This is a genomic window from Roseburia sp. AF02-12 (assembly GCF_003461765.1).
In the GTDB taxonomy this organism is placed as follows: Bacteria; Bacillota; Clostridia; order Lachnospirales; family Lachnospiraceae; genus Roseburia_C; species Roseburia_C amylophila.
This window is the reverse complement of sequence record NZ_QTXS01000001.1, coordinates 683,170-706,469: the sequence shown is the minus strand read 5'-3', so window position 1 is coordinate 706,469 and position 23,300 is coordinate 683,170. Positions and strand designations below refer to the sequence as shown.

Below are 23,300 nucleotides of genomic sequence, written 5' to 3'. Positions count from 1 at the left end.
AATGAGTGACGTATCACATGGAGTAAACGCCAGCAAGACAAGCAATGGCGCAATCACGCCCGTGTCCGTAGATACTGGCGTACATTTTGTGGTTGGAACAGCACCCGTGCAGATGGTAAACGGAAAAGTAAATGAAGTCATTATGGCTTCAAGTTACAAAGAAGCAGTGCAGGCGTTGGGATATTCCGACGACTGGAAGAAATACAGTCTTTGTGAAGAGATTTATACAGCGTTTACATTGTTCAATTCTGCGCAGGTATTCTTTGTAAATGTTCTTGACCCTAAGAAACACAAGAAAACAGTTGATGAAACACAGATGGACGTTGTAGACGGTCAGATTGTATTACCTGCGGAAGCAATCGCAGGCAGTGTGGAAATCACAGGAAAGACAGCCGGGGAAGATTACGAAGTATTTTACAGCGACACAAACTGCGTTGTGGAGTTCTTAAAAGAAACCACGGGCAAACTTACCGTGAAATATGACGCCGTGGACGCTTCACAGGTCACAAAAAGTGATATTATCGGCGGTTACAGCGTAAGCACACACAAGACAACCGGACTTGAACTGATTAACAATGTATTTCCACTTTATACAAAGGTTCCAGACCTTATTTTGTGTCCGAATTGGTCACATGACGCAGAGGTTGCAGCTGTAATGTCTGCAAAAGCAGAGAATATCAACGGACTGTTTGAGGGTGAAGCAATTCTGGACATTGACTGCACAGCAGAAACCGGGGCGACATACTACACGGAAGTGCCAGCATGGAAGAAACAGAAAAACTTCACAAAAAGAACAGAAGTTGTCTGCTTCCCTAAAGTTGCGCTGGGAGATAGAGTTTTCAATCTTTCAACACAGCTTGCAGCCAGTATGTCAGCCGTAGACAATGCGGAAGAGTACGGCGGCGGTACACCTTGCGAAAGTGCTTCAAACAAGGGCATACAGGCAGATAGAATGGTTACTGCGGACGGTTCGGAAGTAGTCATGGATATTCAGCAGGCAAACTACTTGAATGAAAACGGCGTTGTGACCGCACTTAATTTCTTTAATGGCTTTGTAAGCTGGGGAAATTATACGGCTTGTTATCCTGCCAACACAGACGTGACGGACTATTTCTACTGCATCAACCGTATGTTCAAGTGGGTTGCAAAGACACTTATTTTGACATACTGGAACTACATTGACAGAGGAATTAAAAGACGTCTGATTGACGCAGTTGTGCAGTCAATCAATGATTGGCTGGCAAGCCTTGCAACTGATGAAAAAATCATTGGTGGACGTGTGGAGTTCAACGAAAGCGAAAACAGCACAAGCCAGCTTGCAGCAGGAATTGTGCGTTTTCACATTTATATGACACCGCCATCACCAATGCAGAAAATGGACTTTGTACTTGAATATGACTTGTCATATCTTGCAGCACTGGTGGCAGCATAACAGGAGGTGAAACAGAATGTCAAAAGTTGACGAATTAGTTATTAACTATGCGATTTACGAAGACGCAGTAGAGTATCTGGGAACCACAGAAGTGACACTGCCAGACTTGGAGTACATGACGGAAGAGTTGAGTGGCGCAGGCATTGCGGGAAATATCGAAGAAATCATTATCGGTCACTTAAATGCAATGTCAACAACTTTCAATTTCCGAACTGTCACAGCAGCAGCAGTCAAGCTGATGGAACCACGGGTACACAGAATTGACCTGCGAGTTGCACAGCAGAGAATGAACCTGCGCACAAGCGCAAACGAAGTGTCCGGCGTAAAGCATATCATGAAAGTGAAGCCGAAGAAGACGGCACTTGGAAAAGTTGCGGCAGCTTCAACAGCTGATGTAAGCGGCGAATACGCCGTTTCATACTATGCAATGTATCTGGACGGTTCAAAGGTAACGGAAATTGACCCGTTAAACTTTGTGTGCATTATCAATGGCAAAGATTACTTAAAGGACGTCAGAAAAGCATTAGGAAAGTAAAAGAAGACAGCAGGAGCCAGCGGGAAGACCGCTGGTTTTTTCCTGCCTAAAATCAAAGATATGGAGGAATAAACAATGTCAGATACAACAAACACAACTGAAAACATGGAGCAGGTAACAGAGCAGGAAAAGGAAATGCAGGAAGCACAGGCAAGCGGCGTGGTCAATTTTGACGACAAGAAGAAAGACAAGGAAGAAGACGGCAGTTTGAATTATACACACACATTCAAAAAGCCCAGAGAGATTGAGGGAAAGAAGTATACAAAATTAACTTTCTATTTTGACAATTTAACTGGTGAAGATATTGAAGCAGTAGAACAGGAACTTGCAGACCAGAACAAATATGCACTTTCGCCGGAAATTTCTTCTGCGTTCCAGTGTATTCTTGCGGCAAAAGCTGCGGGGGTTGCTTCTGATGAAATCAGACGTCTTCCGGTAGGCGATTACATGAAGATTAAGAACAAAGCAAGGGATTTTTTAATTGCTGCGGGCTATTAAAAATTAAAGAACCCGCAAAGTTCATAAGAAAGCAGATATACAAAATGTCAAGGGCTTCACATACGCCCGTCCCGTTCTGGCTGCAAATGCCTATACGCAGACTTTTTGCATGGATTGAAACCATAAATGAAGTGGAAAAAGAAGAAGCGGAAGAGCAGAAACAGAACAGCAACAATGCGTAGGGAGGTGAAACAGCTTGGCAGGGTCACAAAAGGAATTTGAACTGCTTTTTAAGCTGAAAGCGTCGCTGGGTGGCAATTTTAACAGCACATTCAAAAGCGCAATTAACACCAATAACCAGTTACGGGACAGCTTAAAAAATGTCAATTCCCTGCAATCAAAGATTGACGGCTACACAAAGCAGTCTGCCGCTATTGATAAGAACAAAGAACGGCTGGCGCAGCTTAACGCAGAGCATGACCGATTACAGCAGGAATTGCAGCAGACAGGCGAACCCACAGAAGAACTGCGGAAGAAGCTTGAAAAGAATGAAAACCAGATACAACAGACCACTGCCAAAATTGAAGAACAGGAAAAACAATTAAACAGTTACGCCGACGAACTGAAAGCAGCCGGAGTAAATACGGATAATCTGGAAGAAGCCAACGGAAGACTGCAAAAGTCTTATGAAAAGCTGCAAACTTCACAGCAGACGTTGCAAAAATTGAATGACAAGCAACAGCAGGTAGAACAGAGCATTTCAAAGACAAAAGGGCAACTGCTGGGGACTATTGGCGCAATTAGTGCCGTAGCCGCCGCAGTGTATGCAGGACCCGTGCAGGCAGCGCAGCAGTACGAAAAAGCAATAGCAAAGGTGGGAACCATTGCAGATACGCAGGAAGTCCCACTGGGCACATTGTCACAACAGATAATGGAACTGTCAAACAAGACAGGAATTGCAGCCAATGCCATTGCTGATGATGTGTACAACGCTATATCTGCCGGACAGAAGACAGGTGACGCCGTAAACTTTGTTACAAACAGTACGAAGTTAGCAAAAGCCGGATTTGCGGAAAGTTCGCAAACGCTGGACGTATTAACAACCGTATTGAACGCATACGGCATGAGTGCGGACAAAGTAAGCACGGTATCAGATATGCTGGTACAGACGCAGAACAAAGGTAAAGTGACAGTAGGAGAACTGGCAAGCAGTATGGGTAAAATCATACCGACTGCAAACGCCAGCAATGTTTCACTGGAACAGTTATGCGCCGGATATGCAATAATGACCAGCAAAGGTATTGCAGCCGCAGAAACGACAACATACATGAACAGTATGTTGAATGAGCTGTCAAAGTCTGGAAGTACGACAGACAAGCTATTGCGGCAGAAGATGGGCGGCAGCTTTGCAGAATTGATGGCAAGTGGTAAATCACTTGGGGAAATTCTGGGAGGTATACAGGAAGAAGCTAACAAGTCCGGTCTTGCCCTATCTGATATGTTCAGCAGTTCAGAAGCCGGAAAAGCGGCAATGTCGCTTCTGTCAAACGGAGTTGACGGCTTCAATTCAAGCGTACAAGACATGGTAAACAGCGTTGGGGCAACAGACAGCGCATTTGCCAAAATGGAAGACACCACAGAAGCCAAAATGGAAAAGGCAAAGAACAGTATTGCAAACTTAGGCATTGTTCTTGGTCAAAATCTACTGCCGATTGTAGGAAATCTGGCAGACAAAGTGGCGGTTGTGGTCACTAAAGTTTCAGAATTTGCAGCAGCAAACCCAAAATTAGTGCAAACAGCCCTAAAGGTAGCAGCGGGGCTGGCAGCATTGAAAGTGGGAATGTTGACAACAAAGCTGGTTACATTATCAGCGCAAGACGGCATATTGTCACTGGTAAAAAAGCTGGTGGGACTGCGTGCCGGATTTATTGAAAACGCAGCAACAAGCGTAAGTTTTGCGGAAAAGCTGAAAACAGCTGGAAGCGGTATATTGTCATACTTTGGCAATGTAAAAGGCGCTATGGGTGGCGTAGGTTCTGCAATAGGTAATATATTCAGTGGCAACAGAGTTATTGGAGCAGTAACAGGCTTTATGGGCGGCGTGAAGCAGTCCATTGTCAGTGGCTTTTTAGGAATTGCAGGAAAAGCAAGCGGAGCATTGACAGGAGCCGGGACAAAAATGCTGGGACTTATGCTGAAACCATTTTCACTAATTGGCGGCAAGCTGGGTCCGATACTTGGAACGGTAGGCAGTGCGATTGCAAACAGCCCACTTGGAAAAGTAGGCGGCTTCATAACAAAGGGAATTACCGGAGCATTTAGCAAGGCAACAACACTGATTGCACCGCTGGGAAATGCGGTAAAAACGGTGCTGGGTCCTATTGGAAACCTTGCAAAAACAGCACTGGGACCGCTTGGAGGTATTGCAGGAAAGATACTGCCAGTTGTGGGCGTTATCACAACAATTATTACAGTAATACAGCTTGTAAAGAACCATCTTGAAGAGATAAGGGGATTTATACAGCGGACTTTTGGTGATGAAGCACTGGCAGTCTTTGACAAGATCGTTTCAGTCATTACCAACGTAGGCGACACCATAAAGAATGTGTTTTCTGATGGGAACATAGGTGCAGCCCGTGACAAGATACAAGAGTTGTTCGGAGATAAAGGCGCAGCAGTCTTTGACACGTTCGTAAATGTGCTGGGAACAGTCAAGAACGCAGTTTCAGAGGTTGTGGGCTTTATAACCACATACGTTGTGCCAGTTGCAGAACAGGTATTGCAGGTAATTGTTACACAGGTAATACCGGGGATTGTTAGTTTTATTCAAGCGGCAGCCCCAACCATTATGCAGATTATACAAAGCATTGCTGATTTTATCGGTGCAATTATTCCGGTGATAGGAAGTTTCATTGCTGGTCTTATGCCGATTATTTCAGAAATAATCACATTCATTTCAACTTATGTTTTGCCGATTATTTCAGAATTATTCAGCTTTATTTGTAGCACGGTGCTTCCGGCAATTTCCGCAGCAATTCAAGCAATTTTGCCAGTGGTGACAAACGTATTGCAAACGCTTTTACCTGCGATACAAACAGCACTGACGACAATCTGGAACATAGTTTCACCAATAATTCAAGGAATTTTAGCGGCAATACAATTTGTAATGCCAACAATCCAGTCTATCGTACAAAGCGGAGTTCAAGCAATTTCCGGTGTAATTTCTGGAATTGCAACCGTACTGAATGGAATTATCACTTTCATAACTGGTGTATTTTCCGGGAACTGGCGGCAGGCTTGGGAGGGCATAAAGCAAATATTTTCTGGAATTTGGCAGGGTATCAAGTCAGTGTGTACGGGAGTTATCAACGGCATTATATCTGCGGTCAACACGGTTATACGTGGATTGAACAAAGTAAAAGTGCCAGACTGGGTGCCGGGCGTAGGTGGAAAGGGTATAAACATATCTGAAATACCTATGCTGGCGAAAGGTTCCAAAAATACACCAGACACGTTCATTGCTGGTGAAGCGGGACCAGAGTTAATCACGAACGCACCGGGGCGCACGGTGTTTACAGCAGACCAGACAAGAAACATTCTGGCTGCACAGAATACGGCAGCCACAACAGCGGCAGCAGTAGCGCCAACAGCAGCACAGACCGCAACAACACCGCAGACGGTGAACAACTACAACACAGCGCCAGAGGTAACAGCGGGCGCAGGAAGCGGCGGTGGAAGTGCAAACAATGTAACTATCAACAACAGTCCGACAATCGTTATCAACGGGGACAAGCCGGAAGACTTGGACGCAAAACTGGAAGAGAACAACAGAAAGTTGCTGCGTGACGTTGAAGACCTGCTGGACGAAAAAGAAGACAAGGAGAAGCGGCAGAAATATGACTAAAAGCTACACAACCATATCTGGGGATATGTGGGACAAGATAGCATTTGAACAAATGGGAAGCGTCCTGCATACAGATAAGCTGATGAAAGCCAATGTCAAGTACGCCAGCACCTACGTTTTCCCTGCCGGGGTTGTATTAACAATCCCGGAAGTGGAAGACGAAGAAGACTTGGAACTGCCACCGTGGAAAAGGGGGCTGCTGACGTAGAATGAGCGCAAAAGACATGGCACGCCGGGTGGAACTGCGGTTGAAATTTCAAAACGTAAAAGTCCCGGCAGATATAAATAAATATTTAAGCAGCCTTACTTTCACTGACGAAGACGAAGACAACGCAGACGATTTGCAGCTTGCGTTTGATGATAGAGAAAGAAAGTGGCTGGGAAGCTGGCTGGAAGTAAAGCCGACTTTCATTAAGACCACAACGACGGTGCAAAAGCAGGTTGAAGCTGCAAGCGTTGTCAATTATGTGGTCAAAAAAGGTGATACGCTTTGGGCTATTGCTAAAAAGTATCTGGGAAGTGGCACAAAATACCCGCAGATTGCTTCTGAAAACAATATAAAAAACCCTAACTTGATATATCCGGGGCAGGTTTTCAAAATCACAACGGGAGGTACAGCAACACAGACGGTCACAGAAACGAAAGAAACAACAAAGAAAGTGTCTGACCCTAAACTGATAACGGCAACGATTGTCCAGAAGAACTGGCACGACAACGGAAAAGACGCCGTGCTGGACTGCGGGACATTTGAACTGGACAGCGTAGACGCCAGCGGACCGCCAACCAAAATCACACTAAAGGGCACGTCAATTCCTTATACTTCCAAAATGAGAGTAGAAAGAAAATCAAAGGCGTGGGAAAACACCAATTTGAAAGTGATTGCAGAACAGATAGCGTCTGAAAGCAGCTTGAAACTGATGTACATTGCGGACAATATACCGAAGTACAAAAGAAAAGAGCAGGTGCAGACGTCAGACATTGTGTTTTTACAGAAATTATGCAAAGCGGCAGGGCTTGCACTGAAAGTAACCACAATGAATGTGGTTATCTACGACGCCGCAGAGTATGACAGCAAGCCACCTATAAAAACCATAAAATATGGCAGCGGTGATTATATTTCATACAAGCTGGGAACCAGCCTGCATGATACAGCATACACCAGCTGCCATGTTTCATATACGGACCCGGACAGCAAAGAAACGATTGAAAGCACATACACGGCAGACAGCACAGAGGGAACCGGGCAAACGCTTGAAGTCAACGAAAAGGTCAGAAGCACAAATGAAGCATACGAACTGGCAAAAAAACGACTACGTGAAAAGAACACACAGCAGTTTACAGCAAGTTTCACAATGCTTGGTGATGTGCAGCTGGTGGCAGGTGCCACAGTCAAATTAAAAGGCTTCCAGAAGTTCGACAGAAAGTACAAGATTACCAAAGCAACCCACAAATTGACGGGAGGATATACAACACAGATTGAATTACAACAGGTATTGGAGGGCTACTAATGGCAGACATGACAGAGTTAAAAAACATAGTGCGGCTTGGCACCGTGCAGAGTGTGAACGCCAGCAAAATGACAGCCCGTGTGAAGTTCAAGGACAAAGGCGGTATCACTTCCGGTGATTTAAGAATTATAAAACGCCCCGTGTACGTTGTGCCAGCAATGGAAAGCGGGGCAGAGGGACAGACAGCAAAAACAACACTGAAATATGACTACAACGGGCAAATGTTAAAGGAAGTAAGTCACAACCATGAAGCATTTGTGACAGAGTGGACGCCGGGCGTCAACGATATGGTGCTTTGCATAATGGTTCCAGACGGCGACGGCGACGGCTTCATAATTGGGGAGGTGTAGAGCATGGCAAAAATAGGAAGTCTGGGAAGTCTGGTTTTTTCAGTTTCAGAAAATACCGTGCGCACCTTTGACGAATTAAGCTGGAAAGTGTCTGCAAAGTATGCGACGCACGACAGACACATTAAGCGTGACGTATTGGAGTTTTTAGGACCGGAACCCGGAACAATCAGTTTCAAAATGGCGTTCAGTATATTTCATGGAACAAACCCACTGAATGAAATTAAGAAATTGAACAAAATGTGCAACAAGGGCAATGTTTCAACGCTGGTTTTAGGTGGCAAGAAATACGGTTCTTATAAGTGGGTAATAACAGGCGTTAGCAGCACATTGAAACGCTATGACAACAAAGGCAACTGCTGGGCTGCGACAGCAGACGTGACACTAAAAGAATATCCAAAGAGGTGATGAAACATGGACGTGATAAGGGGCGACGGGTCACTATTGACAGAAATTGACCTTGCACCAGCAAATGACCATCAAGCAGTCATACAAAATATTGCGGTTATTCTGGACACGGTGCAGGGTTCCTGCCCTATGTTCCGTGATTTTGGTTTGCCCGGCAGCCTATACGGAAGACCGCAGCCAGTAGTTGAAAATATACTGGTGGGCTATCTGTACGACCAGATAGAAGAATTTGAACCACGGGCGCAGGTTGCAGACATTACATTTGAACATGACGCAGCCACAGGGCGCACAATACCTATTATTTATTTGGAGGAGGTGGAAACAGACAATGAGTGACAGAAAATACCCAGACATTGACTTTGTGGAAACCGACACGGAAACAATAGAAAGCAACTTGATTGCACTATATGAAAACTTTGTACAGCAGGTGCCGGGGCGTGAACGGTACAAAGTGTACCCAGCGTCACCGGAAAGGCTTTTCATATCATGGGTTGCAAATATCATTGTGCAACAGCGTGTCATTATCAATGAAACAGCAAAAAAGAACGTGCCACGTTATGCAGACGGTGAATACTTGGACAGCTTGGCAGAATTATTCAAGGACTTGGAAAGACTGCCAGCAAGCCCGGCGTCTGCAATGTTCCGTTTTTATATTTCAGAAGCACAGAAACAATCAGTGATTATTCCTGCGGGCACCAGAATTTCTTTTGATGGTGCAATTTTATTTGAAACAAAAGAAAATCTGGAAATAAAAGCCGGGCAGACATACGGGGACGTTGAGGGAATTTGTACCACAGCGGGCGACGTCGGAAATAATCTGGCAGCGGGGCAGGTCAAAGAACTGGTTGACCTATACGACTACTACCAGAAAGCAGAGAACATCACGGCGACCAGCGGCGGCGCAGAAGAAGAGGACGACGCCAGTTATTATGAGCGTATGCGTGAGAGCATGGAGAGTTTCAGCACGGCGGGTCCTATTAACGGGTACATATACTGGACAAAGAGCGTATCACCAGCCGTGGCAGACGTGGCAGTGACAAGCCCAGAACCTTGCGTTGTAGACGTCCGGGTGCTTTTGCAGAATGGACAGCAGGCAACGTCCGGGGTACTGAAAGAGATTGAAGACGCCTTGAACGCTTCTGACATTAGACCACTTACAGACAAAGTGACGGTATCTGCACCGGAAACGGTAGCATTTGACATTGATGTGACTTTTTATATTCCACAGCCAGACGCAGCCAGCGCCACAGTTATTGCGGCAGCGGCAACGCAGGCAGTAGAAGAGTACGTGACATGGCAAACAAGCAAAATGGGGCGGGATATTAACCCGTCATACCTAACAGCAAAGCTGATGGAAGCAGGCGTGAAACGTGTTGAAGTCAGAAAGCCAGTATTCACGGTTGTTGATGATATAAAGGTTGCAAAGCTGGGAAGTAAAAGCGTTCTGAATGGAGGTATTGAAAATGTCTAAAACAATTTACAATGCCGATTATTCAGAGTGCTTGCCGGAAGCACTAAAGAAAGACCCCAAAATGGTTGCACTGGCAAACGCCACGGCAGCAGCACTGCTGGACACTTCCGGGATAATTGACAATGTGCTGATATATTCCAGATTTGACGAACTGCCAGAAGAACTGGTGGACATTCTGGCATACGACCTGCACGTTGACTGGTACGACTACAATTACCCACTGGAAGCAAAGCGGGATTTAGTGAAAAACAGCGTCAAGGTTCATAAGAAGATGGGCACAAAATACGCCATTGAAACAGCACTGGGCAGTTTATTTCCAGAAAGTGAAGTGGAAGAGTGGTTCCAGTATGAGGGAGAACCCGGACACTTTCATATTGTGCTTGATGTGACTAACCAGAGAATAACGGCAGACTATGCAGCTATTATCCGGGCAGTGAAGCTGTATAAAAGATTATCTGCACACATGGACGAATTGACCTATCAAGGGCAGATACACGGCGTCATATACACCCACGGGGAGTATTTCAGATACAAAACACCGCTGACCGGAAGACTTAACGCCGGAACATACCCACAGAGGAATACAAAAGCCGGGATAGGTGCTGCAACCTATATTGTGGGGACAGAAGCAGCAGGCTTCATATTCACAGCGCCAGCAGCAGGCACGAAGCCATACAGAAACACGGTATTTTCACAGCAGGCGGCGCATATCGACGCAGACACGGCGTTGAATACGTTTGGCTATACAAATACACCAGCAGGACGGATAAAAGCCGGAGAACAGCCACAGAGGAACACCAGAGGGCAGACAAGCGGTGCCACAGTCCTGGCAAGTGACAGAATGGAAGCACACCGCTTCACAGTCCCGGCAGCAGGAACCGTCCCGGAAAGAAGCACGGTGCAGCAGACACAGGGCGGCGCCGTGGGGACAAGCACGCAGGCAATGGGGTTTTCATACGGCGTCAAGCCGTGCGGAAGCCACAGGAAGCTATAAAGGAGGTGAAAAGCCATGTTGACAACAGACGCAATCAATGATTTCAAAGATTTCATTGATAATATCATTGCCTATGCAAAAGTAACCGTCAACGGCGTTTCTGAAAAAAAGGTGATACACCGCCGGGAACGTCTGAAAGACGGCAGGGTTGCTGTATATGTACAGATTACCCCGCAGGTAAGTGGAAAAGCCACAGTGCAGAGGGTGCAGCTTTACAACAAGAACAACAAATTGTGGGCTGACAAAGCGGTAAATATTCCGCTTAACAATGTACAAGAGGGCGTTTTGTACCGCTTTACTTTTGATTTTACAGAAAAGGAGGTGTAACAGATGTACGAACAGAAGTTGTGGCAGGACCACGTAACAGAATTTGAAGACCGCTACACGGAAAGCAGAAATGATGATGGAACTATCACGCACACGCCAGTTGAGGGGGAAATCATTCAGCAGGGCACACCGCAGAACGCAACCAACTTCAACCACATGGAAAACGGTATTTCCAATGCAACAGAAACGGCGGCACTTATGGCACTTTCCACAATCCACCACCAGCAGGCAATAGCTGACTTGCAGGGAGAAACAGCAACGGTGACTTTGAAGAATACGCAGCAGTACCCGTTCAACAATTCTACACAGTCAGTTGCGCTGAAGACTGAAAGAAACCACATGGACTACACCGTGGAAACAGAAATTGTGGACTACACGGGCGGTTTTCCGGGCGACATTGTTATTACAGACAAGTTGCTGAATGGTTTTAAGATGGCACACACCGGAAGCGCAAAAAGCGTGACCGTAAAAATTTATGTGAAAGGCGGGTTTTACTAATGGCAGCAGGTGTGATTATTAAGACAGAGGAACGCAGACAGCATGAAGAAGCTGTAATGCGTTCTTTTGGCGTGCAGGGCAGCGGGACAGCAGCCCAGAGAGAAGCAGCGGAGGTTATCGCAGCAAGAAGCAGCGAAGTAGTAAGAAACCAGAATGGAGGTAGAAAGTATTATGGCTACTAATAAAATCAATGTAGTTGAAAAAACACCGGGCACACATATTGAATATGCACTGTCTGGCAGTAAAAAAATCACGTTCGGTGATGATGAATTAACAATCAATCTTGCCAGCCGTGAAAGAGATTTTGAAGTGTCACTGGACATTTGCATTGACGAAGAAGACGGTGTGGTGATTGGCACCGGAGGACGTGCGCAGAAGTACGCTGCGCAGATTGTTATTCCTGCCAGACGCTATGATGTTATCGAAGACGGAGAGGACGAAAACGGAGAACCGAAAGAAGTTCCAATGCCTATCCCGTTTGATATGTCACTTTGCACACTTATTCTTTGGGGATTGGAGGTATAAAGAATTATGTCTAATTTTGATGATTTAGCAATGGCGGTTGCTTCCTTTGGGGGCAACAATGCAGTAAAGTTTGATGATTTGGGTATGCCGTCAATTATGGTGGGTATTCCAAAAATGAAGTATTCCGACATTATCACCGGAGGAACACAGGAAACATTGCCGTGGTGGATTGTGGACGGAGTAGAAAAAGAAGTTATCTGGGTATCAAAGTATATTAACGTGGTAGTCAATGACCGTGCATATTCACTGCCAATGAAAGACCCTAAAGCATACATTGACTTTGACACAGCACTTGCAGTGTGCCGCAGAAAGGGTGAGGGCTGGCACCTTAACCAGAACGGCGTTTTTGCCGCTATCAATCTTTGGTGCATGAAGAATGGATTTACACCACGGGGCAATACAAACTGGGATAGAAGCTATGAAAAAGCGTATGAAAAGGGCGTAAATACATACGTTGACGGTTCACATGGCGGCGGCAGAACTGCAACGGGTTCCGGTCCGGTAACATGGAACCATGATGGAAGCCCGGCTGGAATTGCTGACCTTTGCGGCAACTGCTGGGAGTGGGTATCTGGTATGCGCATTGTTGATGGTGAAATTCAGATTATCCCATACGGAAACGCCATGAAGTCTGACTGCAACATGGGCGCAAATAGTACAGAGTGGAAAGCAATTAAGCCGGACGGCACACTTGTTGCACCGGGAACGGTTGGCACTTTGAAGATTGACAGAACCAGTGCGAGTGACGCAACGCTGCGTATCAACACAAGTGTCACAACACAGACAACAGACAGCAATGACACAAGCGTGCCATTCAAAGACACAAAGGCAGTAAGCGGCGTAACCATTCCGCAAATTTTGATTGCGTCGGGCTTATATCCAGACACAGGACAGACGACGCCGGGTAGATTTTGGGCAAGAAATAACGGCGAAAGACTGCCTGTCCGGGGTTCGAGTTTCGGCAACACTTCCGACGGTGGTGCTGGTGCGCTGAACTTGAGCAACGCCCGTTCGTACGTCAGCGGCAGTGTGTCCTTGCGTTCCGCTTTATATGAATAACTGGAAACTGGGAACTGATAAACTGCGGGGCTTACGGCAGTAAGCCCCATACTACAAAAATACAATAAAGGTGGTTTAAGAAATGCCGGAAAACACAACAGAAGAAAGACCGCCGCAGCTGGACAATGTGCGAGATAACGCCACACAGGAAGACTTCAAAATGAAAAATAAAGTGTGGGAAATGCTGGAATATGCAGGACCACAGCTTGAAGAATTTCCCAGAGCAAAAAGAGGGCTTGCACAGAAGATAGACGGAACCATGCTGGATATTTTGGAATTGGTCATAATGCTTGAAAACAAGCACTATAAGAAAACGACACTTGGAGAACTGGACACGAAAGTTGATGTGCTGCGGCATTTGATAAGACTTGCGGCGAGTACAAAATACACACGTAGCGGCAAACCGTGTCTGCCAATGAAGAAATATGAAATGATGGCAAGATATATCAATGAAATAGGCTGCATGGTGGGCGGCTATTATAAATCACTGAACGGCAGCACTTCCGGGAATGGGAGTGCTGCAAAATAAGACTGGTAAAAGGCAGGGTAACACCTGCTTTTTATATTATGGGAATAAGCCGTTAATAGAGGACTTGCCGTGCCTATCCGGGGTTCGAGTTTCAACAACACTTCCAACGGTGGTGCTGGTGCGCTGAACTTGAACAACGCCCGTTCTAACGTCAACAACAATGTGTCCTTGCGTTCCGCTTCACCCCATTTCTGCCAGCAGTCGTGCCCACAAGTGGACACGTCCAGTGCGTCTGGGTTAAAGGGGTTTATTTCCATTCCAAAGGCTGCCAGCCGGGAGCCGTAGGAAAAAGATTGAATAGCCGTAAAGATAGTTAGTAAGCCGCAGGGCTGAAAGTCAGAGCCGGGAAGACTGGCGCTGAATGTATATATCACGTTTGAGTTGCGGAAGAACCGCAATTTGATTTGTACGGCAGATTTTAACAACAGGAGGGAAAAGAAATTGCACAAAATCAAAAACATTTTCCCTATGATTTACGACTTTGAAAATCTTTTCAATGCGTACAAAGCCGGGATAAAGTGCAAACGGTACAGACCAGATGTAATGGCGTACACGGATAAGTTAGAAGAAAATCTGATTGAATTACAGAATGAATTTATCTGGCAGACATACACCGTGGGACGCTACAACATATTTTATGTTTATGAGCCGAAAAAGCGCATGATTATGTCACTAACATTCAAAGACCGTGTGGCGCAGCACGCTATATATAGCCAGCTGAATCCATATTTTGAAAAGCAGTTCATTTCTGACAGCTACGCTTGCAGAGTAGGCAGGGGAACACACAAAGCAGTCAACCGCCTGCATGATTGGTTGAAACAGACTGACCGGAAACCGCAGCGTTTCTATTATTTGAAACTGGATATTGCAAAGTATTTTTACAGAATAGACCATGAAGTATTGATGGACATTTTGCGGAAGAAGATTGCTGATGAAGATTTGTTGCACGTCTTGTCAGTAATAATAAACTGCGAAGACACAAACTTTGGTCTGCCGCTGGGTGCCGACATTGGCGACGTGGCGTTTGATGAATTGCTGGGAGAAGTTGGGCTGCCTATTGGCAATCTGACTTCACAAATGTTTGCGAATTTGTATTTGAACGAACTTGACCAGTTCTGCAAACACAAACTGCACCTGCATTATTACATACGCTATATGGACGACATTATAATTTTACACCCAGACAAAAAGTATCTGGAAAAGATAAAGAATAAGATTGCGGACTTTCTGGGAAACAAGCTGCATTTACAGCTTAACAAGAAAACCTGCATAAGACCAACCAGCATGGGTATTGAGTTTGTGGGCTTCCGTATTTGGTCAACACACGTAAAATTGCGCAAGAAGACGGCAAAGAAGCTGAAACGTAGATTGAAATATATGTTTGCAGCATATCACGCCGGAGAGATTGACAAAGATACACTGGATAGGTCCGTTGCTTCATACCGGGGCATATTGCAGCACTTCAACAGTTACGGTATGCGCCAGAGCCTAAACGAACTGTACTTGCGGGAAATGGGCAAGCCATATCCAGAACCGGAGAAGAAGCCAGCCAGCAAATGCGGTCTATTCTGCGGATATTACGGTAGCGCTGATGATTATATCAAGCAGCCAGAAGAAAAGGAGGTGACGGACAGTGGAAGCAATACAGACGCTTAACCCAGCGGACGTCTGGGAAATGGTACAGAAAGCTATTGTATGGCTTGCGGGAATTGGGATTGTTATTGACATAACGCCGGGAATTAAAGTACAGCCCGTGCGTTGGTTGATTAAACAGCTGGGAAATCTTATGAACCACGACATGAAAGAACAACTGGACCAGCTGCAAAAAGACTTTACAGACCACAAGGTTGACAGCTGGCGTATGGAAATTCTGGAATTTCAAAGCAGTTGCATAAATCACAGACGCCATACAAAAGAAGAGTTCGACCATATCATTGACATACTGGCAAAGTATGACAAGTACATCAAAGACCGCAAGTTGACAAACGGGCAAGTTGATGTTGCGCATGAATACATACTGGAAATATACAAAGAGTGTATGCGCACAAATGATTTTGCTTTGTCAAAGCCGGAAGAACCATAGGAGGTACAAAACAGCAATATGAAAAGTTTAATATTTTTTATCATTGGATTTGCACTGGCATTAGCAGTGCTTTTTTTATGGAATTTACAGTATTTCAGACAGCGCAGGAAGAAGAGAAAAGAAGAGTTGCAGGAACACCCGGAGCGAAAGACCAGCGCAACAAAAATCATTATCTTTTCAATTCTGGCGACTTACTACATAGCATTTGCCGTGGGCGTGTGGGTAGTGGTCACAAAGGATTTTTACCAGTTATCAGTCCTTTTGACGTTCGTTGGCGGGGTAACTGCTGCCGCAGTAGCGTTCTATTGCTGGAAAGCAAAGGCAGAAAACCTGCTGAAAATCAAAGCTGCATACCCGGAGTTGTCCGGCACACTGTCTGACTTTTCAAGTATGACGCAGTAGCGCCGGGGAGGTATAAGACATGGGACTAATAGGAAAAACAACACAAGAAAAGATTTGGAATTTTCTGAAATCAAAAGGGCTGTCCAGTTGTGGGGCAGCCGGATTGATGGGGAACTTATATGCAGAAAGCGGGCTGAACACGCAGAACTTGCAGAACAGCTATGAAAAGAAGCTGGGACACACTGACGCAAGCTACACAGCAGCCGTGGACAACGGCAGCTATGGAAACTTTGCAAGAGACGGCGCAGGCTATGGGCTGGCGCAGTGGACATACCACACCAGAAAAGCCGCTTTGCTGGAATATGCAAAAGCCGCCGGGAAGTCTATTGGCGACCTTGAAACACAGCTGGGGTTCCTTATGAAAGAATTGACAGAGGGCTACAAAGCCACACTGTCAGTATTAAAGAGCGCACAGACCGTCATTGCTGCTTCAAATGCAGTGCTGACACAGTTTGAGCGCCCGGCAGACCAGAGCGACACGGTAAAGACAAAGCGTGCAGGATATGGGCAGAAATACTATAACCAGTACGCAGCCGGAGCCGTTAGCAATAAAAAGAATGGAGGTACAAGCAATATGAACGTATCAGAAGTAAGAAAGAACTTTGCTGCGAAAGCAGCAGCACACATGGGAGCCAGAGAGGGCACAGCGGCGCATAAAGCAATCATTGACCGCTACAATGAACACAAGCCACTTGCGCAGGGGTACAAAGTGACCTATACGGACGCATGGTGCGCAACCTTTGCCAGTGAAATTGCCATTGAAGCAGGCTACACGGATATTATTCCTACTGAATGTAGCTGCAACCGCCAGATTAAGTTGTGGCAGCAGATGGGGCGCTGGTGTGAGAATGACGCAAAGGTGCCGGAACCGGGCGACTATATCTATTATGACTGGGACGACAACGGCGTTGGTGACTGCACAGGCAGCGCAGAACATGTGGGCATTGTAGAAAGCTGCAACGGTAACACTATCACAGTTATTGAGGGCAACAAGTCCAATGCCGTTGGAAGAAGAACGCTGGAAGTCAACGGGCGCTACATCAGAGGTTATGGCGTGCCGGATTTTGCAAAGAAAGCAACCAGCAGCGAACCTGCAAAGCCTGCAACACCTGCGCAGCCTGCAAGCGGTGAAGAGGTATACACAGTGCAGAGAGGTGACACACTTTCTGGCATTGCTGCAAAGTATGGCACTACATACCAGAAGTTAGCAAGCTACAACGGTATTGCAAACCCTAACGTCATTAGCGTTGGGCAGAAAATCAAAATTCCGGGAAGTGGCGTGCGTACATACACCGTGGAAGCTGGTGACAGCCTTTGGGCTATTGCTGCAAAGCAGCTGGGCGACGGTTCCAGATACAATGAGATTAAGACCATGAACGGTCTTTCAAGTAACACTATTTACGCTGGGCAGACATTGAAGCTGCCTGCATAATCAACGGGAGGAAAAACCATGAATGAAGTTATTTATGCAGCTGTATATTTTGCCGTAACACTGGGGGCGTTCCTGCTTGGCAAGTACGTTTTCCCAAACATTCCGAAGACAGTCACAGACAAGCTGGGTGAACTGTCAGAGTGGGCAGCAAAGTTTGTGGAATGGGCAAAAGAGTTCAAAAAGGACAAGACCGGAGAAGAGAAGATGGCAGCAGTTGTGGAGCAGTTGAAGAAGATTGCTGATGAAGCCGGGCTGAATGTGACAGAAGACCAGCTGAAAGCCATTGCGCAGACGGCATACAATGCCATGAAAGCCGGAGAAAAAGAAAGCACAGCAGAACCGCTGGAAGCACTCACAGCCACACCAGCTGCAACGGTAGTGATTAACACCACGGCGCCAGTGACAACCACAGAGAAAGTGGCTATTGCCACGGACAATGTGCCGGAGGGCGCCACGGAAACCAACGCAGACGGAACAGTGAACCTTTACGACGCAGTCGGGAACATTACCGGAAGCGTGACAAAGGAAGAAGCAGAGAAGATGGCGGCAGAAGTCACGAAGATTGTTGATGAAGAGGGAAACACACTGGCAGACCTTAAATAATACCGCTGACGCTTTGCAGAATAAGCCAGAATAAGAGAAAAAGACCGCAAGTGGAGAAATACACCACCTGCGGTCTTTTTACGTTTACGGGGCAAATACGGCGTTATATTGTTTTATATGTGTACTCAATCCCGCTTTCAGTTGCAGTGATTGTGTCCAACTGGTCTTTATAGCAGCCACGGGCGGCAGTCGCACGGGCTTTTCTGACGGCTTCATTTTGGCTTCTGGCGCTTATATGCAGCCAATCAATGCGGACGCCATCGTTGTTCATAATGGATATTGCAAAGGATTTGTGAGCAATGCGCTTCACAGAACCTTTGCCGTTGCACTGGTAGCAAGGACCAGTCATGCCGGATTTATAAATGAATTTGCCAGAACCATTGCACTTGCTGCAAATAACAATATCTGTTTTCATAGTCATTCACCATTCTTTCCGGGCGGCAGCAATGCCGCCCGTGTAGTATTATGCTTCCTTGGCTTGCAGTTCGTCCCAGCAGTGCTGTGCAAGTTCCGCCATAGCTTCTGGCGTTTCTTTCACGAACATTGCAAAAAGGAAAGTTAAAAACTGGCTTTTTGTGTCCTGCCATTCTTCCTGCGTCATGTTCGGATTTTCTGCCAGCTTCATTGCCAGCAGCTTTTCTGTTATTTCCTGCCCAAAAGGAGTGTTAAGCGCTTTGCGTTCTGCCTGCGTTATCTTTTCCACAAATTCATCAAAACTTCCAGCTATCATCATTTTTGCTTCCATCATTCATTCCACCTTTCTTTCTGACTGCTATGCAATAGCAACCAGTCTTTCTGCACCCATTTTTCTTTCACGGACAACACCATCTTGATTGCTTTTCAGAAGACAAGTGATTGTCTTCCCGGTCTTGCTTGGGATAAGGTCAACCACGGTGCTTGTATATCCGTAGTTCCACATGATAACGTCCCCGGTCTTTAATTCTTTTACTGCCTTTGCTTCCTGCTTGTTATATATTCCTCGAAGTTTTACTGTCATTGCTTTGCCCTCCGTGTTCTGTATTTCCTTAACTGTCTTTATTATATACTTACGGATGTATAAAAACAATAGACACAATGCACAAACTTACGGAAGTATAATTGTATAATATGTATACTTCCGTAAGATAAAAGCATTTTACATGGTGCCGATAAAATCAGAACTGGTCAGCGCCCAAAACTGCGCAGCGTGGATAGTTGGGAACTTTGGAATTTCCCATGTGATATTATCGTACACAATTTTGTATATGCCATTCTGGTTGACTGTCAGATAATATTTATCGGTATCAGTTTTACGGTCTGCCGGGTGCGTGTCCTGCACCATGAATGAAAGCCCATTCTTTCTAAAGCGTCTGTTATAAGATTTTGCCATATTATTTCACCTTTTCTTTCTGGGCGGCAGCAGCGCCGCCCGTGCAGTTATTAGTCAAGGCAACATTCCATTGAAATTGGATATTGCGCTTTTAATTTTTCAAAAGCCGCCTTTGTGACCCGGTAGCTGCGCCAGTTTTCAATTTTCTTCTGGCAACCATCAATCCAGTGGGCTTCAATTTCTGTAATGCCCCTGCCTTTTAATTCAAACGGGGTATCAACAAAATAATGTTTGCCATAATATGAAAGGCTGGCTTCCATCTTAACTTCTGGCTTACGCTGCCCCATTTCTGGGGTGTAGCAGTGCAGCCCATTTATTCTATCTTCCATGTAAATGATTTTTCCCATATCGTTTAACCTCCGTGTGTTTGATTTCCTTAACTGTCTTTATTATATACTTACGGAAGTATAAAAGCAATCGGCAAAATATACAAATATACTTCCGTAAGATTGTATAAAATGTATACTTCCGTAAGAAAACAAAGTGTGATATACTGATTAAAAACCATAGGAGGTGCAGAAAATGCCAGATATAACAGAAAAGAAGACCATACCCAGAGGACCAGCAGCAACGGCAGCAAAAAATAAATACCGTGACAGCAATTATGACCGCATGGAACTTGCAGTGCCAAAAGGAATGAAAGCACGCATAAAAGAGATTGCAAAGCAGCAGGGCTATTCCTCACAGAATAACTATGTTGTAGAAGCGGTAAAAGAGAAGTACCAGCGGGACACCGGGGAGGAATTAACGTGGCAGAAAGAGTAAAAGAACAGGAATTTGAAGAGGGCTTTCTGCATGGCTGGGACGGTTCGGAATGTATATATTATACAGACGAAAAGTGCTTATATTACAATGACGCAGAAGCACCGTGCCACCATTGCCACCACTACACAAGGAAGACACAACAGAAAGGGGGAATAGTCTATGGAATATAGAATGAAAGATATTATGAAACCACCAAAGACATTGGAGGAGCAGAAGAAAGAAGCCAGAGAAGCGGCAATGGCAGCAGGAGCAGAGGTGCTGGACGAAGAATGGAAGCCGGGAACACTGGAAAACGTGAAAAGACAGGTTGAAAACGCCTACACAGATTTAAAAGGGTGTGGACTATACAAAGAAGAAAAGCATTTCAGAAATGGAATGGACCTCATGTATAATAATGTGATTGACATTATAAATTCAGAACTGGGGAGGAAGTAGCGTGGAAGAAAAGCGGTGCTGCATAATTCATAATTACTATGTATGCCCGGTATGCAAAACGGGGTACTGCAAACCGTTTGGAGAGGTGAAAACAAGACCAATACAGAAATGCAGGAAGTGCAATAAAACTGTTAGAATGACAATAAATGGAAAATAATTAAAAAACTATTGACAATATACTTCCGTAAGTATATAATAAAGGCAGTTAAAGCAATAGTGCTTAACACAAAAAATTCAATACGGAGGAAATCAAAATGGCAGAAATGACAAAGAAAGCATTAAACAAAATCAAGGCAGCAGCGTTCACAGAATTTAAGCAGGGTTTTTCAGAGGAAGAATTTAGAAACCTGTTCGCAGGCGGCAAGAACGTAGTGACAGCGTGGAGAATTACAGAGGGAACAAAAAGCAAGATTGTGATTACACAGTATGACACGCAGATTAACACGAACACTTTACAGCAGGACGGCTTCACAGAAGCAGCAACAGCAGAAAAGCTGTTCTATGCTGACCGCCAGACAAAGACACTGGAATTTGTAGGCAGAATGTAAAAAGACATTCCCGGCAGGTGGTAGGCTTGCCGGGAGGAATGGGGCATTGAATGATAAACAAAGAAGCGGCGGCAGAATTTGCAAATAAAAACTGCGTGCGGTCAAATTGCTTCATGTGCAGAGAGGGTGACAAGTACGAAACATACAGAAAATGTCCGTTTTTGCCGTTGAAGCTGATTGCAAGAGAAAGAACGGTCACGGAAGAAGACGTGCCAGACAATATGGGAGAATAACAAAACCCCGGCAGGCAGCAGGCTTGCTGGGGTTCGTTGCAGAGGGGTACACAGTCAGTGTGTAGCCTTTTTATATTTGTACTAACTTAACACAGCCCACGGGAGCGTTGGATAAAAAGACGGGAACGCAGATTATGGAACTGTTGCACAGCGTCGTAAAAGAAAATGGAATTATGCTGCTGTTGGTTACGCACGATCCTGATATTGCAGATACCTGTGATACGATTTTTGAAATGGATGGAGGGAGGATAACTTGTGCTAAAAATGATACTTAAAGACCTTCGTCTGTCTCCACTTAGAAGTATTCTGACAAGTGTTTCAATGCTTGTAGGCATTATCGCAATGCTTGGATCGGTATTAGTTGGTACGCTTGGACGGGAGTATTTGATTTCCGTAAACGCACAGGTATATGGCTGGTCACCTACTTACTCATTCGTGATAACGGAATCCGATTTTCACGATAGAAATAAAATGGAACAATTATTCCAGAGATTTGAAGCCATTGATGATGTAGCCGCTGTTACTTTTTCTATGGGAGAAGATATTCGATTTGCACCAATGAAAGATTTAACGCCAATACCGCCGAATGATGTTTACCAAAACCTGATGGCTTTTGATTTAGTTTGCACCACGGAGGCATATAGTCAAGTCTATAATCTTCCAATGACATCCGGTAGATGGTTAGAGCCTTCGAGTGAGGGCGGATCGCTTGAAGTGGTCATAAACAAAGAAGCTAAAAACTATTTTAATGATTCGCCCTATGCTGCAGGAAATGTAAAAAGCACACTTTCGTTAACCCCATTCAATATTGTCGGAGTAGTAAACGATGGCAGGGATTTTCCGACTATCTATGCGGATTCTGCGGCGATCCTCAATTTCGCACCAGCAATGTGGCAAGTACAAAATGCAAATGTGTATTGGCATCCCACAACAGGACTGACAATCGAACAGATACATTCTGCCCTTGGCGACATTTTGACTGATACCATTGGCGGTTACTGGGAAAGTGCTGGGCGGAGTGATATTGGAGATACCTATGATTCGGTATTGTCCATACTGCAATTAGGGCTTTTGGTTACTTCGCTTTTGTTGCTGTTTGTTTCCGTATTAGGGCAGATCAATATCGGACTATCTTCATTGGAACAGCGCACACATGAGTTGCTGATCCGCAGAGCGATAGGTGCTTCACGAACAAATATTGTGGCATTGGTTTTAGGCTCACAGTTGATTTTATCAATATTCGTTTGCTTTGCAGCTATTTTGATTTCGCTGATTTTGGTGCATTGTATTGGAGCGTTGCTCCCTGTGGATTCCCCGGTGGGAACACCGAGTTATCCAATCAGCGTTGCTGTTGTTGCAGTTGCTGTGTCTGTGCTTACAGCATTATTGGGCGGATTATTACCAGCATTGAAAGCAGCAAAATTAGAGCCTGCATTGGCTCTTAGATAATAAAAC

Annotated in this window: 35 protein-coding genes; 30 read left to right on the top strand and 5 right to left on the bottom strand. The window is 45.3% G+C overall.

Annotation, left to right across the window (positions count from 1 at the left end):
- The first annotated feature begins 1 nt into the window (after position 1).
- The 23 genes from DV740_RS03460 (at position 2) to DV740_RS03355 (ending at position 18,495) form a co-directional block, all read left to right on the top strand.
- Positions 2-1,432, top strand: a complete 1,431-nt coding sequence (locus DV740_RS03460) for a phage tail sheath family protein (protein WP_055285884.1) — start codon at positions 2-4, stop codon at positions 1,430-1,432.
- A 16-nt stretch (positions 1,433-1,448) separates the two neighbouring features.
- Entirely contained in the window at positions 1,449-1,967 is a 519-nt protein-coding gene (locus tag DV740_RS03455) for a phage major tail tube protein (protein WP_117469246.1), read from the top strand.
- A gap of 75 nt (positions 1,968-2,042) precedes the next feature.
- Positions 2,043-2,465 (top strand): phage tail assembly protein, encoded by a 423-nt coding sequence (locus DV740_RS03450; RefSeq protein ID WP_055285881.1) that lies wholly within the window; start codon positions 2,043-2,045, stop codon positions 2,463-2,465.
- A gap of 44 nt (positions 2,466-2,509) precedes the next feature.
- The gene (locus DV740_RS14735) at positions 2,510-2,647 is read left to right on the top strand and encodes a hypothetical protein (RefSeq protein WP_154300133.1); all 138 of its coding nucleotides are present in this window, start codon (positions 2,510-2,512) and stop codon (positions 2,645-2,647) included.
- Between the two features lie 14 nt (positions 2,648-2,661).
- Positions 2,662-6,309 carry a phage tail tape measure protein gene (locus tag DV740_RS03445; RefSeq protein ID WP_117469247.1) on the top strand — a complete coding sequence of 1,216 codons (3,648 nt, stop codon included), beginning with the start codon at positions 2,662-2,664 and terminating at the stop codon, positions 6,307-6,309.
- Positions 6,302-6,517: a tail protein X gene (locus DV740_RS03440; protein ID WP_069431167.1), complete on the top strand. Its 216-nt coding sequence runs from the start codon at positions 6,302-6,304 to the stop codon at positions 6,515-6,517. The genes DV740_RS03445 and DV740_RS03440 overlap by 8 nt, the downstream gene beginning before the upstream one ends.
- A 1-nt stretch (position 6,518) precedes the next feature.
- Positions 6,519-7,817, top strand: coding sequence for a LysM peptidoglycan-binding domain-containing protein (locus DV740_RS03435; protein ID WP_117469248.1), 1,299 nt, complete (start codon positions 6,519-6,521; stop codon positions 7,815-7,817).
- Positions 7,817-8,167 carry a hypothetical protein gene (locus tag DV740_RS03430; RefSeq protein WP_117469249.1) on the top strand — a complete coding sequence of 117 codons (351 nt, stop codon included), beginning with the start codon at positions 7,817-7,819 and terminating at the stop codon, positions 8,165-8,167. The genes DV740_RS03435 and DV740_RS03430 overlap by 1 nt, the downstream gene beginning before the upstream one ends.
- A gap of 3 nt (positions 8,168-8,170) precedes the next feature.
- Complete coding sequence (locus DV740_RS03425) at positions 8,171-8,572, top strand: phage tail protein (protein ID WP_117469250.1); 402 nt, start codon at positions 8,171-8,173, stop codon at positions 8,570-8,572.
- 6 nt (positions 8,573-8,578) lie between these two features.
- Positions 8,579-8,908 (top strand): hypothetical protein, encoded by a 330-nt coding sequence (locus DV740_RS03420; RefSeq protein WP_055285869.1) that lies wholly within the window; start codon positions 8,579-8,581, stop codon positions 8,906-8,908.
- Entirely contained in the window at positions 8,901-10,043 is a 1,143-nt protein-coding gene (locus tag DV740_RS03415; protein WP_117469251.1) for a baseplate assembly protein, read from the top strand. The genes DV740_RS03420 and DV740_RS03415 overlap by 8 nt, the downstream gene beginning before the upstream one ends.
- Positions 10,036-11,037, top strand: coding sequence for a phage tail protein I (locus tag DV740_RS03410; RefSeq protein ID WP_158561500.1), 1,002 nt, complete (start codon positions 10,036-10,038; stop codon positions 11,035-11,037). The genes DV740_RS03415 and DV740_RS03410 overlap by 8 nt, the downstream gene beginning before the upstream one ends.
- A 15-nt stretch (positions 11,038-11,052) precedes the next feature.
- Positions 11,053-11,364: a hypothetical protein gene (locus tag DV740_RS03405; protein ID WP_069431172.1), complete on the top strand. Its 312-nt coding sequence runs from the start codon at positions 11,053-11,055 to the stop codon at positions 11,362-11,364.
- A 3-nt stretch (positions 11,365-11,367) separates the two neighbouring features.
- Positions 11,368-11,862 carry a hypothetical protein gene (locus DV740_RS03400; RefSeq protein WP_055285860.1) on the top strand — a complete coding sequence of 165 codons (495 nt, stop codon included), beginning with the start codon at positions 11,368-11,370 and terminating at the stop codon, positions 11,860-11,862.
- On the top strand, positions 11,862-12,044 hold the full coding sequence (locus DV740_RS03395) for a hypothetical protein (protein WP_055285858.1): 183 nt from the start codon (positions 11,862-11,864) through the stop codon (positions 12,042-12,044). Before DV740_RS03400 ends, DV740_RS03395 begins: the two co-directional genes overlap by 1 nt.
- Positions 12,034-12,387: a hypothetical protein gene (locus tag DV740_RS03390; RefSeq protein WP_117469253.1), complete on the top strand. Its 354-nt coding sequence runs from the start codon at positions 12,034-12,036 to the stop codon at positions 12,385-12,387. Before DV740_RS03395 ends, DV740_RS03390 begins: the two co-directional genes overlap by 11 nt.
- Before the next feature lie 6 nt (positions 12,388-12,393).
- Positions 12,394-13,446: a hypothetical protein gene (locus tag DV740_RS03385; protein ID WP_118087465.1), complete on the top strand. Its 1,053-nt coding sequence runs from the start codon at positions 12,394-12,396 to the stop codon at positions 13,444-13,446.
- Positions 13,447-13,528: 82 nt separating this feature from the next.
- Complete coding sequence (locus DV740_RS03380; RefSeq protein ID WP_081338262.1) at positions 13,529-13,975, top strand: four helix bundle protein; 447 nt, start codon at positions 13,529-13,531, stop codon at positions 13,973-13,975.
- A 441-nt stretch (positions 13,976-14,416) separates the two neighbouring features.
- Positions 14,417-15,631 (top strand): reverse transcriptase/maturase family protein, encoded by a 1,215-nt coding sequence (locus DV740_RS03375; protein ID WP_117469255.1) that lies wholly within the window; start codon positions 14,417-14,419, stop codon positions 15,629-15,631.
- On the top strand, positions 15,609-16,058 hold the full coding sequence (locus DV740_RS03370; RefSeq protein WP_117469256.1) for a hypothetical protein: 450 nt from the start codon (positions 15,609-15,611) through the stop codon (positions 16,056-16,058). The genes DV740_RS03375 and DV740_RS03370 overlap by 23 nt, the downstream gene beginning before the upstream one ends.
- Positions 16,059-16,076: 18 nt before the next feature.
- Positions 16,077-16,460, top strand: coding sequence for a hypothetical protein (locus DV740_RS03365; RefSeq protein ID WP_069431176.1), 384 nt, complete (start codon positions 16,077-16,079; stop codon positions 16,458-16,460).
- 19 nt (positions 16,461-16,479) lie between these two features.
- Positions 16,480-17,892, top strand: a complete 1,413-nt coding sequence (locus tag DV740_RS03360; RefSeq protein WP_158561498.1) for a phage tail tip lysozyme — start codon at positions 16,480-16,482, stop codon at positions 17,890-17,892.
- An 18-nt stretch (positions 17,893-17,910) separates the two neighbouring features.
- Entirely contained in the window at positions 17,911-18,495 is a 585-nt protein-coding gene (locus DV740_RS03355; protein ID WP_117469257.1) for a phage holin, LLH family, read from the top strand.
- Positions 18,496-18,598: 103 nt separating this feature from the next.
- Here DV740_RS03355 and DV740_RS03350 read toward each other — a convergent pair whose 3' ends face one another.
- The 5 genes from DV740_RS03350 to DV740_RS03330 form a co-directional block, all read right to left on the bottom strand.
- Positions 18,599-18,910 (bottom strand): hypothetical protein, encoded by a 312-nt coding sequence (locus DV740_RS03350; RefSeq protein ID WP_147325208.1) that lies wholly within the window; start codon positions 18,908-18,910, stop codon positions 18,599-18,601.
- A 48-nt stretch (positions 18,911-18,958) separates the two neighbouring features.
- Positions 18,959-19,243: a hypothetical protein gene (locus tag DV740_RS03345; protein WP_118087464.1), complete on the bottom strand. Its 285-nt coding sequence runs from the start codon at positions 19,241-19,243 to the stop codon at positions 18,959-18,961.
- Positions 19,244-19,267: 24 nt separating this feature from the next.
- A complete protein-coding gene (locus DV740_RS03340) occupies positions 19,268-19,492 on the bottom strand; it encodes a hypothetical protein (RefSeq protein WP_117469260.1) in 225 nt (74 codons plus the stop codon).
- 138 nt (positions 19,493-19,630) lie between these two features.
- The gene (locus DV740_RS03335; protein ID WP_117469261.1) at positions 19,631-19,864 is read right to left on the bottom strand and encodes a hypothetical protein; all 234 of its coding nucleotides are present in this window, start codon (positions 19,862-19,864) and stop codon (positions 19,631-19,633) included.
- Positions 19,865-19,914: 50 nt separating this feature from the next.
- Entirely contained in the window at positions 19,915-20,211 is a 297-nt protein-coding gene (locus DV740_RS03330) for a hypothetical protein (RefSeq protein WP_117469262.1), read from the bottom strand.
- A 175-nt stretch (positions 20,212-20,386) separates the two neighbouring features.
- Between DV740_RS03330 and DV740_RS03325 the strand changes: the two genes are divergently transcribed.
- The 7 genes from DV740_RS03325 (at position 20,387) to DV740_RS03295 (ending at position 23,294) form a co-directional block, all read left to right on the top strand.
- The gene (locus tag DV740_RS03325) at positions 20,387-20,629 is read left to right on the top strand and encodes a hypothetical protein (RefSeq protein ID WP_117469263.1); all 243 of its coding nucleotides are present in this window, start codon (positions 20,387-20,389) and stop codon (positions 20,627-20,629) included.
- Positions 20,614-20,799 (top strand): hypothetical protein, encoded by a 186-nt coding sequence (locus tag DV740_RS03320; RefSeq protein ID WP_118087463.1) that lies wholly within the window; start codon positions 20,614-20,616, stop codon positions 20,797-20,799. The genes DV740_RS03325 and DV740_RS03320 overlap by 16 nt, the downstream gene beginning before the upstream one ends.
- Entirely contained in the window at positions 20,789-21,064 is a 276-nt protein-coding gene (locus tag DV740_RS03315; protein WP_117469264.1) for a hypothetical protein, read from the top strand. The genes DV740_RS03320 and DV740_RS03315 overlap by 11 nt, the downstream gene beginning before the upstream one ends.
- 254 nt (positions 21,065-21,318) lie before the next feature.
- Positions 21,319-21,612: a hypothetical protein gene (locus DV740_RS03310; RefSeq protein ID WP_117469265.1), complete on the top strand. Its 294-nt coding sequence runs from the start codon at positions 21,319-21,321 to the stop codon at positions 21,610-21,612.
- 50 nt (positions 21,613-21,662) lie between these two features.
- Positions 21,663-21,845, top strand: a complete 183-nt coding sequence (locus tag DV740_RS03305; RefSeq protein ID WP_117469266.1) for a hypothetical protein — start codon at positions 21,663-21,665, stop codon at positions 21,843-21,845.
- 107 nt (positions 21,846-21,952) lie between these two features.
- The gene (locus DV740_RS03300; RefSeq protein ID WP_242994203.1) at positions 21,953-22,120 is read left to right on the top strand and encodes a hypothetical protein; all 168 of its coding nucleotides are present in this window, start codon (positions 21,953-21,955) and stop codon (positions 22,118-22,120) included.
- Complete coding sequence (locus DV740_RS03295) at positions 22,110-23,294, top strand: ABC transporter permease (protein WP_117456454.1); 1,185 nt, start codon at positions 22,110-22,112, stop codon at positions 23,292-23,294. The genes DV740_RS03300 and DV740_RS03295 overlap by 11 nt, the downstream gene beginning before the upstream one ends.
- Positions 23,295-23,300: the final 6 nt, after the last annotated feature.